At 63.2% G+C, this 13,408-nt stretch carries 12 protein-coding genes; 9 read left to right on the top strand and 3 right to left on the bottom strand.

From position 1 onward, the window contains the following. Positions 1-290 precede the first annotated feature (290 nt). From C0606_12900 to C0606_12885, 4 genes are all read left to right on the top strand, one after another. A complete protein-coding gene (locus C0606_12900; protein PLX36716.1) occupies positions 291-1,097 on the top strand; it encodes a response regulator in 807 nt (268 codons plus the stop codon). Positions 1,098-1,137: 40 nt separating this feature from the next. Then, positions 1,138-1,536, top strand: coding sequence for an NADH:ubiquinone oxidoreductase subunit NDUFA12 (locus C0606_12895; GenBank protein ID PLX36715.1), 399 nt, complete (start codon positions 1,138-1,140; stop codon positions 1,534-1,536). A 54-nt stretch (positions 1,537-1,590) separates the two neighbouring features. After that, positions 1,591-2,346, top strand: a complete 756-nt coding sequence (locus tag C0606_12890) for an SAM-dependent methyltransferase (GenBank protein PLX36714.1) — start codon at positions 1,591-1,593, stop codon at positions 2,344-2,346. 627 nt (positions 2,347-2,973) lie between these two features. Next, complete coding sequence (locus C0606_12885) at positions 2,974-5,670, top strand: ribonuclease E/G (GenBank protein ID PLX36713.1); 2,697 nt, start codon at positions 2,974-2,976, stop codon at positions 5,668-5,670. Between the two features lie 141 nt (positions 5,671-5,811). On the opposite strand, the gene C0606_12880 is transcribed toward C0606_12885, so the two are convergent. After that, positions 5,812-6,978 carry a 1-aminocyclopropane-1-carboxylate deaminase gene (locus C0606_12880; protein PLX36712.1) on the bottom strand — a complete coding sequence of 389 codons (1,167 nt, stop codon included), beginning with the start codon at positions 6,976-6,978 and terminating at the stop codon, positions 5,812-5,814. Positions 6,979-7,263: 285 nt separating this feature from the next. On the opposite strand from C0606_12880, the gene C0606_12875 reads away from it, so the two are divergent. The 5 genes from C0606_12875 (at position 7,264) to C0606_12855 (ending at position 11,390) form a co-directional block, all read left to right on the top strand. Then, positions 7,264-8,025, top strand: a complete 762-nt coding sequence (locus tag C0606_12875; protein ID PLX36711.1) for a disulfide bond formation protein DsbA — start codon at positions 7,264-7,266, stop codon at positions 8,023-8,025. 232 nt (positions 8,026-8,257) lie between these two features. After that, positions 8,258-8,695, top strand: a complete 438-nt coding sequence (gene aroQ / locus C0606_12870; protein PLX36710.1) for a type II 3-dehydroquinate dehydratase — start codon at positions 8,258-8,260, stop codon at positions 8,693-8,695. A gap of 126 nt (positions 8,696-8,821) precedes the next feature. Then, positions 8,822-9,277 (top strand): acetyl-CoA carboxylase biotin carboxyl carrier protein, encoded by a 456-nt coding sequence (locus C0606_12865; protein ID PLX36709.1) that lies wholly within the window; start codon positions 8,822-8,824, stop codon positions 9,275-9,277. A 14-nt stretch (positions 9,278-9,291) separates the two neighbouring features. Beyond that, complete coding sequence (gene accC / locus C0606_12860) at positions 9,292-10,644, top strand: acetyl-CoA carboxylase biotin carboxylase subunit (GenBank protein PLX36924.1); 1,353 nt, start codon at positions 9,292-9,294, stop codon at positions 10,642-10,644. 71 nt (positions 10,645-10,715) lie between these two features. After that, positions 10,716-11,390 (top strand): leucyl/phenylalanyl-tRNA--protein transferase, encoded by a 675-nt coding sequence (locus tag C0606_12855; protein PLX36708.1) that lies wholly within the window; start codon positions 10,716-10,718, stop codon positions 11,388-11,390. Positions 11,391-11,420: 30 nt separating this feature from the next. Here the strand turns inward: C0606_12855 and C0606_12850 are convergent, their stop codons facing one another. Together C0606_12850 and C0606_12845 are read right to left on the bottom strand one after the other, a co-directional pair. Further along, a complete protein-coding gene (locus tag C0606_12850; protein ID PLX36707.1) occupies positions 11,421-11,858 on the bottom strand; it encodes a GtrA family protein in 438 nt (145 codons plus the stop codon). Further along, entirely contained in the window at positions 11,858-13,336 is a 1,479-nt protein-coding gene (locus tag C0606_12845) for a prenyltransferase (protein PLX36706.1), read from the bottom strand. The genes C0606_12850 and C0606_12845 overlap by 1 nt, the downstream gene beginning before the upstream one ends. Positions 13,337-13,408: the final 72 nt, after the last annotated feature.

The following is a 13,408-nucleotide window of genomic DNA, read 5'->3' as shown; positions in this document are numbered from 1 at the left end:
GGCCCGTTGGCTGCGACCGAGGTCCAAGCTAGTCCGACTCGGCCGGAATCGTCAAGCAGTAGTGTCCCGAAAAATAATGCCGGCTAAATCTTGTGTACGGGTTGTGGAAAGCGGGGATGGAATGCCGTTGTGGCCTTGCCGGAAGTTTACCGGGCGAGGCGCCGGGCGGGCTTTTTTCCGCGATAGCTACAATTAGACCGGTTTTTTTCAATTGGGCTTAGTTCGCCTGTGAGACGGTATCGGCTCAGGAGTTTCCGCCTGAAAAAGCTGAAACGGGGAAGCGGGTTACGATGACGCACCATTTGGCCTACGGCCTTTCGACTCAGGACCTCGACATCGTCGTGGTCGAGGATTCGAAGCCGATGCAGACGGTTATGCGCTCGATTCTGGCGCCCATGCGCCCGACGCGCATCCGTGTCTACGACTCGGCCGAATCCGCCCTGCAGGCGATGATTCAGGATCCGCCGAATCTGATCATCACCGATTACCGACTCGGTCAGGTGTCCGGTTACGGCTTGCTGCGCACGATCCGCCAGCAACACATGCAGCCGCTCAGCTTCGTGCCGGTCATTTTCGTCACCGCGCATGCGACGCGTGAGCTTGTGGAAAAGACCCTGCGCGGCGGCGCTCAGCATCTGCTGGTGAAACCGCTGGCACCAGCGCGCCTGCAACAGTGCATTCAGTGGCTGCTGGAAGACGATCGCATCATGCTGTCGGACGAAGAGGGCAGCATCCATGTCGACGGCGTCGAGCGCAAACTCGATCAGGACCGCGAACGCTGGCAGACGGCGGAACGCGCGCGTGCCTACCATCGCCACATGGACAAGCTCGCCGAGGAATTCCAGGTCGAGGTCGACACGATCATATCCGACCCCGAACGCGAGGATGGCGATATCCCGGCGCCCATGCCCGAGCCCTTGCCGATGGTGGCAGAGGAGCCTGAGCAGCCGGCGGATATTGAGCCCGAAACCGTCGAACCGCCGCCGGCGCGTGCACCGACTTTCGCACCTGTGCGGCCGCGAGCGCCGACGAGCGATTTCGCCGATGTGGTCCGCCGTTGCCGGCAGGTGTCGCAGACTGGACAAGGGGCGGCCTAAGGGGCATAGTCCGGCGCGTTCAGCCGGAGTCCCGAGGGATATGAAAAACCTTCTTCTGCAAATCTTCACATGGTGGAACGGCCAGACCCTTGGCACGCGCTTCTTCACGTGGCGCAAGGGGACCTTCGTCGGCGAAGACGAGTTCGGCAACCGCTATTACAAGAACGAGAACATTCCGCCGTTCGGTGAGCGCCGCTGGGTCATCTACAATGGTGTCGCCGAAGCGAGTGCGATCCCGCCGGGCTGGCATGGCTGGATGCATCACCGGGTCGACGTTGCTCCGGTCGATGAAGACTACAAGCCGCGCGAGTGGGAAAAAGCCCATCAGCCGAACCTGACCGGAACGCCCGGCGCCTATCGGCCGCGCGGTTCGATCCTTTCCGGCGACAATCGTCCGACCGTGTCGGGCGACTACGACGCCTGGTCGCCGGGCGCCTGACCGGCGTACCGGTTACCGCAAGAACGTCCTGCGGCGCGGGGCGTTGAGAAAGACATGAACTCATCTCAATCCTGGTCGCCCGATTCCTACAACAGGGATGCGGGCTTCGTTTCCGTGCTTGGATCCGCCGTTCTCGAATGGCTGGCGCCGAAGTCGGGCGAACGCGTTCTCGATCTCGGTTGCGGCGATGGCTCGCTGACCGAACGTCTCGTCGAGGCGGGCGCCGACGTGGCGGGTATCGATGCGAGCCCGGATTTCGTCGAGGCGGCACGGGCGCGCGGGCTTGCGGTCACCTGTGGCGATGGGCACGCGCTTTCTTTCGACAGAGAGTTCGATGCGGTGTTTTCCAACGCGGCTTTGCATTGGATGACGCAGCCCGAAAAGGTCGTGGCCGGTGTCGCGCGGGCCCTCAAGCCGGGCGGGCGGTTCGTTGCCGAATTCGGTGGCCACGGCAATGTTGCGGCAATCGTCACCGCGATGCGGGCCGCCGCACAACGCTTCGGTGGCGATGCGACGCTCGCCGATCCCTGGTTTTTCCCGACCCCTGACGAATACGCGGCGCTGCTCGAAGAAAAAGGCTTTTCGGTCGAGCGGATCGCGCTGATCCCGCGTCCGACGCCGTTGCCGACCGGGATGGCGGCGTGGCTTGAGGTATTTCGGGCGCCGTTTTTCGACCAGTTCGGCGTCGAACGCCAGGCGGTTCTCGATGCGGTTGTGGAGCTGCTCGCGCCGAGCCTGCGCGATGTGTCCGGCAATTGGACGGCGGACTATGTGCGGTTGCGGGTTTCGGCGACGCTTGCGCAAAAATAGTGCGGGCGTTTCCTTTCCACTCACCTTTGCGTGAGCGGTTGGCGGAAATCCGGCTTTCGCAATATTCCGATTTCCGGTTTGCGCATCAAAGCCTTGCCAATGTGTCTGCGCGCTCGTAAATACAGAGTACGGGATTCCTTTTCCGGTCGATTGCTCCCCGTGAGCTTCAGGGAATAAGGCGTGCGCGGTTATCCGGTGCGAATGGCGTGCCGGGCGCGAACGCATGATGCGGTTCTCTGACTGACGGTCTTTCGAAGTCCGGTAAGGCTTTTGGACAGCCCGCGATGCGGGGCCGCCGTGATGGCGTGTTCCGAGGAGTGTGGCGATCCGACCGGTTGATGACCGCGAATGGGAGCATTGCGGTCGGCCTTTTTGAACAGACGCCGGTTTTCGGCGCGACAATTCGCATACTGAGGGTATGAGAACGCTGGCTATTCCCGAGACGAAATACCGTCTCACACAGGACAAACGCGAACCGCACACAAGCCGCCTTGGCGGCGCGGTGTCGCGCGGCCACGACTCTCTGCGTCCCTCTTTCCTTCATCAGAACAACGGCGTCGGGCCTGGAAGGACGGGAAAGCTCATTGAGCGGTCCACTCCGCCGGACAGCCGTGGAGCTTTCGCCACATGGCCAACAAAATGCTTATCGATGCCGCCCACCCGGAAGAGACCCGGGTCGTGGTGGTTCGCGGAAATCGGGTCGAGGAGTTCGACTTCGAGGCCGCAGCCCGCAAGCAATTGCGGGGAAACATCTACCTTGCCAAGGTAACGCGGGTCGAGCCGTCGCTTCAGGCGGCGTTCGTCGATTACGGCGGCAACCGGCACGGGTTCCTCGCCTTCAGTGAAATCCATCCGGATTACTATCAGATTCCGGTCGCAGACCGGCAGGCACTGCTCGACGAAGAGCAGGCGATTGCCGATGCGGAAGCGACCGATCATGACGATGACGTCGAGGCGCAGGCCGCCGATGCCGAGATGGACAAGGTCGAGGATGCCGGCGCCGCCGCTGGTGAAGACAATGCCGACGATGCCGGAGATGACGACGATCACGGCGACGACAACGGCAACGGTGACGATCAGGTCGAGTCGGTCGGCGCCGAGGATGCACTGGAGGAGCTGCCGCGGCGCGGCCCGCGACTGCGCCGCCAGTACAAGATCCAGGAAGTGATCCGCCGCCGGCAGATCCTGCTGGTTCAGGTCGTCAAGGAAGAGCGCGGCAACAAGGGTGCGGCGCTGACCACCTATCTGTCGCTCGCCGGCCGCTATTCGGTGCTTATGCCGAACACGGCGCGTGGCGGCGGGATCAGCCGCAAGATCACCAACCCGACCGATCGCAAGCGTCTGAAGCAGGCGGCGTCGGAGCTTTCGGTGCCCGAAGGCATGGGCGTGATCCTGCGCACGGCCGGTGCAAGCCGCACCAAGGCCGAGATCAAGCGCGACTTCGAATATCTGCTGCGTCTCTGGGAGACCGTGCGGGAACTGACGCTGGAGTCGTCGGCGCCGACGCTGGTCTATGAGGAGGGCAGTCTCATCAAGCGTTCGATACGCGATCTCTACAATCGCGATATCGACGAGGTGCTGGTTGCGGGTGATGACGGCTACCGTGAGGCCAAAGGCTTCATGCGCATGCTGATGCCGAGCCATGCCAAGAACGTGCAGCCCTACAAGGACGCGACGCCGCTGTTCACCCGGTTCGGGGTGGAGCCGCAGCTCGATGCGATGTTCAGCCCGCAGGTGACGCTGAAGTCCGGCGGCTACATCGTCATCAACCAGACCGAAGCGCTGGTCGCGATCGACGTCAACTCGGGGCGTTCGACGCGCGAACACTCGATTGAGGACACCGCGCTTGCGACCAATCTGGAGGCGGCCGAAGAGGTCGCCCGCCAGCTCCGTCTGCGTGACCTTGCCGGCCTGATCGTCATCGACTTCATCGATATGGAGGAGAAGAAGAACAACCGGTCCGTCGAGCGTCGGATGAAGGATTGTCTGAAGTCCGACCGGGCGCGCATCCAGGTTGGCCGGATCTCCCATTTCGGTCTGCTCGAAATGTCGCGGCAGCGTATTCGTACCGGCGTTCTGGAGAGCTCCTCCGAGGTCTGTCCGCACTGCCGCGGTTCGGGCACCGTGCGCTCGACCGAGTCGGTGGCACTGCATGTGCTGCGCGCGCTCGAGGATCATCTGATGCGGGGCGTCAGCCACCATCTGACCGTTCGCACGCGGGGCGCGGTTGCGCTCTATATCCTCAATCAGAAGCGCGCACATCTCTCCGAGATCGAGGAACGCTTCGGCCTGACGATCACGATCGAGGCCGACGAAGCGATCAACGGTCAGCATTACGTGCTTGAGCGCGGCGATCCGATCGACCGGGCGGAAAAGGTCGTGGCGCGAGCCATGATGCCGGTGACCATGGACGATCTCGACGACCTCGACGCGGTTGTCGAGGAGACGAGCGAGAGCGACGAGGAAAAGGCCGAGCAGAGCGAACCGAGCTCGAGCCGTCGCCGCCGCCGCCGCCGTCCGCGGCGCACGTCCGACAGCGACAACGCGCGTGATACGGCAAGTCAGGACACTGACGAAGATGGCGCCGAAGCTGCTGAGGCCGCCGACGCCGCGAGCGAAAACGGCGACGACGAAGGCGAAGACGGCGAGCCGAAGAAGCGCCGCCGTCGCGGTCGCCGTGGCGGTCGCCGCAGTCGCCGCAGCCGCAAGGACGGCGATGGTGCTGAGGCGAGTGCCGAGGGTGAAGCCGGCGAGGAGAGCGAAGGCGAGGCCGAGGCCGAGGGCGACGAAAGCGTTGCAGCGGAAACCTCCGCTGAAGCCCCGGTGGATGACGAAGTGACGGAGGCGGAAGCCGAAACGGACGAGGCCCCGGCCGCCGAGAGTGCTGACGAAGCTGAAACGGGCAGCGAGGATGCGTCTGCGGACGACGCGGGCGAGCCCGACGAGGCGCCGGTGGTGGAAGCTGCTGCGGAAACGTCAAGCGACGTGACTGAAGGTGAGGCTGAGGCTGAGGCTGAGGTGGAATCTTCGAGCGAAGAAGCTGCCGAGAGCGAAGAGCTCGTTGCTGCTGAAGCGGGAGCCGAGGTGGTGGCCACCGAAGAGGCCGCGCCTGCCGAAGAAGCCGCGCCTGCCGATGAGGCAGACGAGGCGCCGAAGGGTGATGGTGAGGCGAGTGAAGACGTCGCCGAGGCCGCCCCGGAGGAGGCTTCGGGCGAAGCCACTGACGCCGAGCCTGCCGGAGACGACGAAGGCGGTGACGATCCCGATGATACCGACCCGGCCGACAAGCGTTCGGGCTGGTGGCAGCGGCGCTCATTCTTCTGATCGCGCAAAGCCGAATAGCTAATAGCTGACAAGGAAAACCCCGCGACCGAGCCCGGCCGCGGGTTTTTTCGTTTCTGTCAGGGCTTCACAAAATGAGTCGTAAAACGGGCGCAACCGGTTGAATATTCGCGCTATTTACGTTCAGTCCGCTTTCAGCCAGCCAGCAAGGCGGTCGATGCCCTCGGCGATGTCGTCGGTGTTGCCGGCAAAGGAAAACCGGATATAGCGGTGGCCTCGGTCGAGATCGAAATCGGGGCCGGGGGTCGCCGCGACGCCGGCCTCGGCCAGCATCTTCTTGGCGAAATCGGTCGAATCGTTGGAGAAGCGGCGGATATCCGCATAGACGTAGAACGCGCCATCGACCGGCAGCAGGTCGTCGAAGCCTATCTGCGGCAGGCGCTCCAGCAGCATGGCGCGGTTGCGCGCATAGACCGCCTTGATCTCCTCAAGCTCCTCGGTGGCATCGAAGGCGGCGATTGCGGCGCGTTGCGACAGCTCCGGCACAGAGATGTAGAGATTCTGTCCGAGCCGCTCGATCGGGCGGATCAGCCGTTCGGGCACAACCATCCAGCCGACACGCCAGCCGGTCATGCAGTAGTATTTCGAGAACGAGTTGATGACGATGGCGTCGTCGGAAAAGGTCAGCGCGGTCTCTGCTTTTCCCTCATAGACGAGGCCGTGATAGATCTCGTCGGAAATGAACCAGATACCGAGATCGTGGCAGGCGTCGATAAGCGCCGACAGCGCGGGGCCCTGCATCATGGTGCCGGTCGGGTTGGCGGGGCTCGCGATCAGCACGCCCTTCAGCGGTTTTTTCGCGTGTTCCTCGGCGATCATTTCCGGCGTCAGCGCCCAGCGGGTCTTCGCCGTCGTTTCGATCTCGACGCATTCGAGCCCGAGCGCGGAGAGGATGTTGCGGTAGGCCGGATAGCCGGGTGCGGGCAGGGCGACACGGTCGCCCGCATCGAAGCCGGCGAGGAAGGCGAGGTTGAAGCCCGCCGACGAGCCGGTCGTGATGACAATACGCTCTGCGGGAACGTCAACGTCGTAGGTGTCGCGGTAGTGCCGCGAAATACGCTCCCGCAACTCGATGATGCCGAGTGCTTCGGTGTAGCGCAGGCGGCCGTGGTTGAGCACTTCGCGGGCGGCATCGAGCACCATTTTCGGGGCAGGCGCGCCGGGCTGGCCGACCTCCATGTGGATAATCTTTTCGCCGGCGGCTTCGCGACGGTTGGCCTCCGCGAGCACATCCATGGCCAGAAACGCGTCGACATTGCTGCGCCGGGAAGGGCCTGGCGGTGTGGTCATGATCTGTCCTTTCGGCGGCGGGTAGGCATGGGCGGGGCTGTTCCCGGAGGTGCTCCGTCGTTCGCTGTCGGTCTAGCCGATCAGGCGACGGCAATCTAGAGCAGCGGGGCCGCAAGTCGGCAAAGCGCGTGGCGCACAACGGGTTTAGGGGTTTGTCGGGCGCTTTTGTCTCAAGCGAAAGTGAAGCGCGCTCGCCCGTAATGCCTTTTGGTGGGCGCAATGGTGACCTATAACCCGGATCACGAGCCAATGATGCGGCCTCTGCCGCTTTCTGGAGGAGAATTCATGATTCACGTTCTGCGCGCCGCTGCCGTGGCGTTTGCTGTCTTCGCCATCGGTGTGCCGGCCGCGTCCGCGCAATCGGTCACGCCCGAGCAGCGCTCGGAATTCGAGACGATCATCCGCGACTATCTCGTCAGCAACCCGGAAGTGATCGAGGAGGCGATTGCCGCCCTGCAAAAGAAGCGCGCCGACGCGGAAGATGCCGAGCGCGCCGCGACCATCTCGAAGAATTCCGACCTGCTGTTCAATTCGACCCGTCAGGTCGTGCTCGGAAATCCGAAGGGCGATGTCACGCTGGTCGAGTTCTTCGACTACAATTGCGGCTACTGCAAGCGCGCCTTCAAGGACATGGTGCGGCTGCTGCATGAAGACAGCAATCTGCGCATTGTACTGAAGGAGTTCCCGGTTCTCGGCCAGGGCTCGGCGGAAGCCGCGCAGGTGGCGATTGCGGTGAAGATGACGGATGAGGCGAAGTACGCCGCGTTCCATCAGGAAATGCTGACGATGAAAGGCCGCGCGGACCGTGCCGCGAGCCTCAAGGCGGCTGAAAAGGCCGGGCTCGACATCGATGCTGTCACGAAGAACATGGAAAGCGACGAAGTCAGCGCGACCATCGAAGAGGTCTATGCGATGGCCAACGATCTCGGCCTGACCGGTACGCCGTCCTACGTGGTCGGCAACGAGGTTCTTGTCGGCGCCGTCGGCTATGATCAGCTCAAGTCGAAGATCAAGTCGATCCGCGCCTGCGGCGAGACCTCCTGCTAGGGGCAGCCGACGGGTCCTGACCCCGTGATCAGGTTTGACAAAGGGCGCGCCGGTTATCTCCGGCGCGCCTTTTTTGTGTGCGAACGGGGACTTGCAACGTTGCTGCGCGGCGTTTTCCCGCCCGCAAATGCGGCATGATGGCGTGTCGAGCCCTTTTTTTTGCCACGGCAGACGCCTATAAGAAACGACGGTCTTAGCGGGTCGCGAGCGATTCCGCGCAACAGGTTGATGCATGGCGAAACCAGTCTTCGTTCTGAACGGTCCCAATCTCAATCGGCTCGGCACCCGTGAACCCGATGTCTATGGCGCGACGACGCTGGCGGACATCGAGGCGATGTGTCATGAGGCTGCCGGCGCGCTCGGGCTTTCCGTCACTTTCCGGCAAAGCAACCATGAGGGCGAGTTGGTCGACTGGGTGCAGGAGGCCGGTGATTCCGCGCAAGGACTCGTGATCAATCCTGGCGCATATACCCACACATCCGTGGCGCTTCATGACGCCATCCGCTCGGCCGGGTTGCCGGTCATCGAGGTACACATATCGAATATTTTCGCCCGCGAAGCGTTTCGGCATCATTCCTATATTTCGCCGGTCGCGCGCGGTGTCATCTGCGGTCTTGGGCCGAACGGCTATCCTCTTGCCCTTCGCGCCCTGGCCGATCTGCTGAGCTAGAGCGGTGCCCGGCGCACGAAGGATCGTGCGGGCCGGGACTGCTTCGTAACGTGAATGCGATCGAGGCCCTTTGTCAGCGGCGAAGCCGCGGCGCAGGCTGAGCGCAATACTGACGGATCGAGAGGCATGTCCAACAAGAAATCAACGATCGATCAGGATCTTATCCGCGAACTCGCCGGACTTCTGGTCGAGACCGATCTCTCCGAAATCGAGATCGAGCAGGACGACCTGCGCATCCGCGTCGCGCGCAATATCACCGTGACGGCGTCCGTGGCGGCGCCTGCTGCTGCGCCTGCCAAGGCCGCGGCTCCCGCGGCGGCCAGCGGCGAAGCCGACCACGCGCAGAACCCCGATGCGGTTCTCTCGCCTATGGTCGGCACCGCCTATCGCTCGCCGGAACCGGGCGCAAAGACCTTCGTCGAGGTCGGAGACCACGTTGCCGAAGGCGCGACGCTGTTGATCGTCGAAGCGATGAAAACCATGAACCAGATCCCGGCGCCGCGTGCCGGCACGGTCAAGAAGATCCTCGTCGAGGACGGTCAGCCGGTCGAGTACGGCGAGCCGCTGGTCATCCTCGAATGAAGGCGGATGCGCCGATGTTTTCCAAGATCCTGATTGCCAATCGCGGCGAAATCGCCCTGCGGATACTTCGCGCCTGCAAGGAGCTCGGCATCTCGACCGTGGCGGTGCACTCGACCGCCGATGGCGACGCCATGCATGTCCGGCTTGCCGACGAAAGCGTCTGCATCGGGCCGCCGGCGGTTCACGAGAGCTACCTCAACATTCCGCAGGTGATGGCTGCCTGCGAGATCACCGGTGCGGACGCGGTGCATCCGGGCTACGGCTTCCTGTCTGAGAATGCTCGTTTCGCCGAGATCCTCGAAGCGCACAACATCACCTTCATCGGCCCGACGGCGGAGCATGTCCGCATCATGGGCGACAAGATCGAAGCCAAGCAGACGGCGGAAAAGCTCGGCATTCCGGTTGTTCCGGGGTCGGACGGCGAAGTCACGACGCTGTCGCGGGCGCGCAAGGTTGCCGCGGAGATCGGCTATCCGGTGCTGATCAAGGCTGCTGCCGGTGGCGGCGGGCGCGGCATGAAGGTCGCGATGACGGCGGAAGACCTCGACATCGCGTTCTCGACGGCACGCGCGGAAGCCCGCGCGGCGTTCGGCGACGATGCGGTTTATATCGAGAAATATCTCGCCAAGCCGCGCCACATCGAAATTCAGGTGCTCGGCGACGGGCGGGGCAACGCCATCCATCTCGGCGAGCGCGACTGCTCGCTGCAACGGCGCCACCAGAAGGTCTGGGAAGAGGCGCCGTCGCCGGCGCTCAACGAGGCGCAGCGGGTCGAGATCGGTGCGACGGTCGCGGCCGCGATGCGCAAGCTGAAGTATCGCGGCGTCGGTACGGTCGAATTCCTCTACGAGGACGGCGAGTTCTATTTCATCGAAATGAACACGCGCCTGCAGGTCGAGCATCCGGTAACGGAGAGCATCACCCGCATCGATCTGGTCAACGAGCAGATCCGCATTGCAGCCGGCGCGCCGCTGACCATCCGTCAGGAAGACATCGTCGTGAACGGGCATGCGATCGAATGCCGGATCAATGCCGAGGATCCGCAGACCTTCACGCCGTCGCCCGGCATGATCACCTATTACCACCCGCCGGGTGGTCTCGGTGTGCGCGTCGATTCCGGTGTCTATCAGGGCTATGTGATCCCGCCCTATTACGACAGCCTGATCGGCAAGCTGATCGTGCACGGGCGTAACCGCGTCGAATGCATGATGCGTCTGCGCCGCTGTCTCGACGAGTTCGTCGTCGACGGTGTGCGCTCGACCATCCCGCTGTTCCGCCGGCTGGTGGAGCATCCGGACATGGCCGATGGCGCCTATGACATTCACTGGCTTGAGAAGTTCCTGGCGGAAAACAAGGCCGAGAATTGATCCGGCAAATGCCGGGTCTTCTGTGGAGCCAGCCAAAAGACCGATGAGCAGGGGGGAAGCGACGGCCGATCATGGCGGGCGCTGACGACATTCTTCTTGAAATCACGCCGCAGGTCCTGCTGAAGGCCTATGCCTGCGGCATCTTCCCGATGGCGGAATCGGCTGACGATCCGGGTCTCTATTGGATCGAGCCGGAGATGCGCGGGGTGGTTCCGCTCGACCGCTTCCATGTCTCCAAACGCTTGCAGCGCACGGTCCGGCAGGATGTGTTCGAGGTCCGCATCGACAGCGATTTCTCCGGCGTGATCGAGGGCTGCGCGGCGCCGGGACCCGGGCGGCGAAAGACCTGGATCAACCAGCGCATTCGCCGGCTCTACGGAGAATTGTTCCGCATCGGACGCTGCCATACCGTTGAGGCGTGGCGGGATGGCAAGCTGGTCGGCGGGCTCTACGGCATCCGGCTCGGCGGCGCGTTTTTCGGCGAAAGTATGTTCTCGCGCGAACGCGATGCCTCCAAAGTGGCGCTGGTGCATCTCGTCGCGCGGCTGAAGGCCGGCGGCTTCCGGCTGCTCGACACGCAGTTCGTCACCGAGCACCTGATGCGCTTCGGCGCGCTCGAAGTGCCGCGCCGGGACTATCACGTCAAGCTGGAGGATGCGCTCGAACTCGAGGGCGACTTCTTCAAATTGCCGAAGGACGTCAAGGGTGCGGATGTGCTCGCCGTGCTGGCCGGTCAGGCTGGCTAGCCGTTGACGGGTTTCCGTCCGGATTTCCGCTCAATCGAACGTAATCACCTTGTGGCCGATATAATTGGTGACGGCGCCGCAGAAGATGGCGATGCCGTGGGCGATCGCTTCGGCGAAGAACAGCGGCAGCACCATCGTCAACAGATACGCGAGCGCCAGCGACAGGCCGAGCACGATGACGGCGGAGAAGGCATTCACCGACAGGAAATGCACGATGCGGGTGTGCGCCTTCTTGGCGTCGTTGCGCGGGCCCTGGAAGACGAAGCGGCTGTAGAGCGTGTAGCCGACGCTCATGCCGATCATGTAGGCAAGCAGCACCGCCAGCCAGAACGGCATGAAGAACGAAAGGCCGATGCGGATCAGCCAGTTGACGGCGGCCGCGAAGCCGCCGGCAAAGAGAAAGCGGACGATCTGCTGCAGCTCGGGGCTGGTGTTGTACCGGGCGATCAGGGTGCTTGCCGCTTGCATCAGCCGATCTGACCTCCGAGCCAGGCAAAGATGAAAAACAGGCCCATGATGCCGCCGAGCGCGAGGCTCGGGCGGTCCTTGACCGCGAACACAACCGGGTCGTCGTCGAGCAGCTGGCGCTGGCACATCAGCCAGATGCGGCCAAGCCACAGGAACAGCACAACCGGAAGACCCCACAGAGCGACGGGCATCGAGTAGAAGGTCGCGTTGAAGGCCTCATTGGTCAGATATAGCACCATGACGAGCACGGCGGCGACACCGCTGGCCGAGCCGAACGCCATCAGCACGGGATCATCACCTTCGGTATAGCCGCGGCCGTGGATGGTCTTGCTCTTGCCCTTGTGGCCGTTGCGGATCACCTCGGTGTAGCGCTTGGCGAGCGACAGCGACAGGAACAGGAACATCGAGAAGACGAACAGCCAGGGCGAGGGCGGTACGTCGACAAGTACGACGCCGAGGCCGAGCCTGAGGGTGAAGAGGCTCGCCAGCATCGCCGTGTCGAGGAACGGGACGCGCTTGAGATAGAGCGAGTAGGTGAGTGTCGCCGCCAGATAGACCAGCAGCGCGAGCACGACATCGCCGCCGATCGCGGCGCCCAGTGCCAGCGATCCGCCGATACCGAGCGGTATCAGCCCGAGTGCGGTGGTAATTCCGAGACGGCCACTGGCCAGCGGACGGAACTTCTTCGACCAGTGGGCGCGGTCGGCGTCGAGGTCCCACAAATCGTTGATGAGATAGGTGGCGGACGCCATCATGCCGAGAGCGATGAAGCCGGCGAAGGCGGCCATCCAGGCGGTCGGGTCGAGCGACAGACCTCCGAGGATGAGCGGCACGAAGAGCAGCGCGTTCTTTGCCCATTGATGCAGGCGCAGCACCTTCACGCCGAATTTCAGCGTTGGTTTCTCACGCGGGAAGACGGTCTTGACGTCGGCGGTCGCCTTGGCCGCGCGCTCCATGCGCTCGCTCGGGTGAACGAGGATCGCCTGGCTGGCGGCGGCGAACACGGGGACGTCCGCCATGCTGTCGCCGGCATACTGGAAGCCTTCGGGGAAGCGCTCCTTCAGGTGCGCCGCCTTGGTCGCCGATTTCAGGTTCACCGTGCCGGTCGAGGCGTGCACCTCGTCGATGAAATCGAGGCGCTCGGCGATGCGATGGGCAATCGACTCGTGCGACGCGGTCGCCAGATGGATCGGCCGGCCGTTTTCCGCCTCCCAGCGGGCATAGGTGATGAGGTCGTCATTGAGCGGCAGATGCTCGATGTCGAGTTCGACGCGACGCGAGAGCTGCTCTTTCAGATGCGCCTTGCCCTTCATCAGCCACAGGCCGAGCTTGTAGAACTGCCAGGGTTCGCGGCGTAGGAAGACAACCACCGACTCGTAGAGCAGGTCGGTGTTGATCACCGTGTGATCGAGATCGAGAATGAGCGGCTGAAGCCGTTCTTCAGCCTGATCGAGCCGCGCGGAAGCTGTCGATTCCATGTCGTCTGACGTCCCTTCGGTCTGTCTTTCCCACCGATTGGCGCTGACGATAAGATAAAGTTGTAAATTTCG

The sequence above is a fragment of the Hyphomicrobiales bacterium genome (assembly GCA_002869065.1).
Lineage (GTDB): Bacteria > Pseudomonadota > Alphaproteobacteria > Rhizobiales > Rhodobiaceae > Rhodobium.
This window is presented reverse-complemented; position numbering and strand designations above follow the sequence as displayed.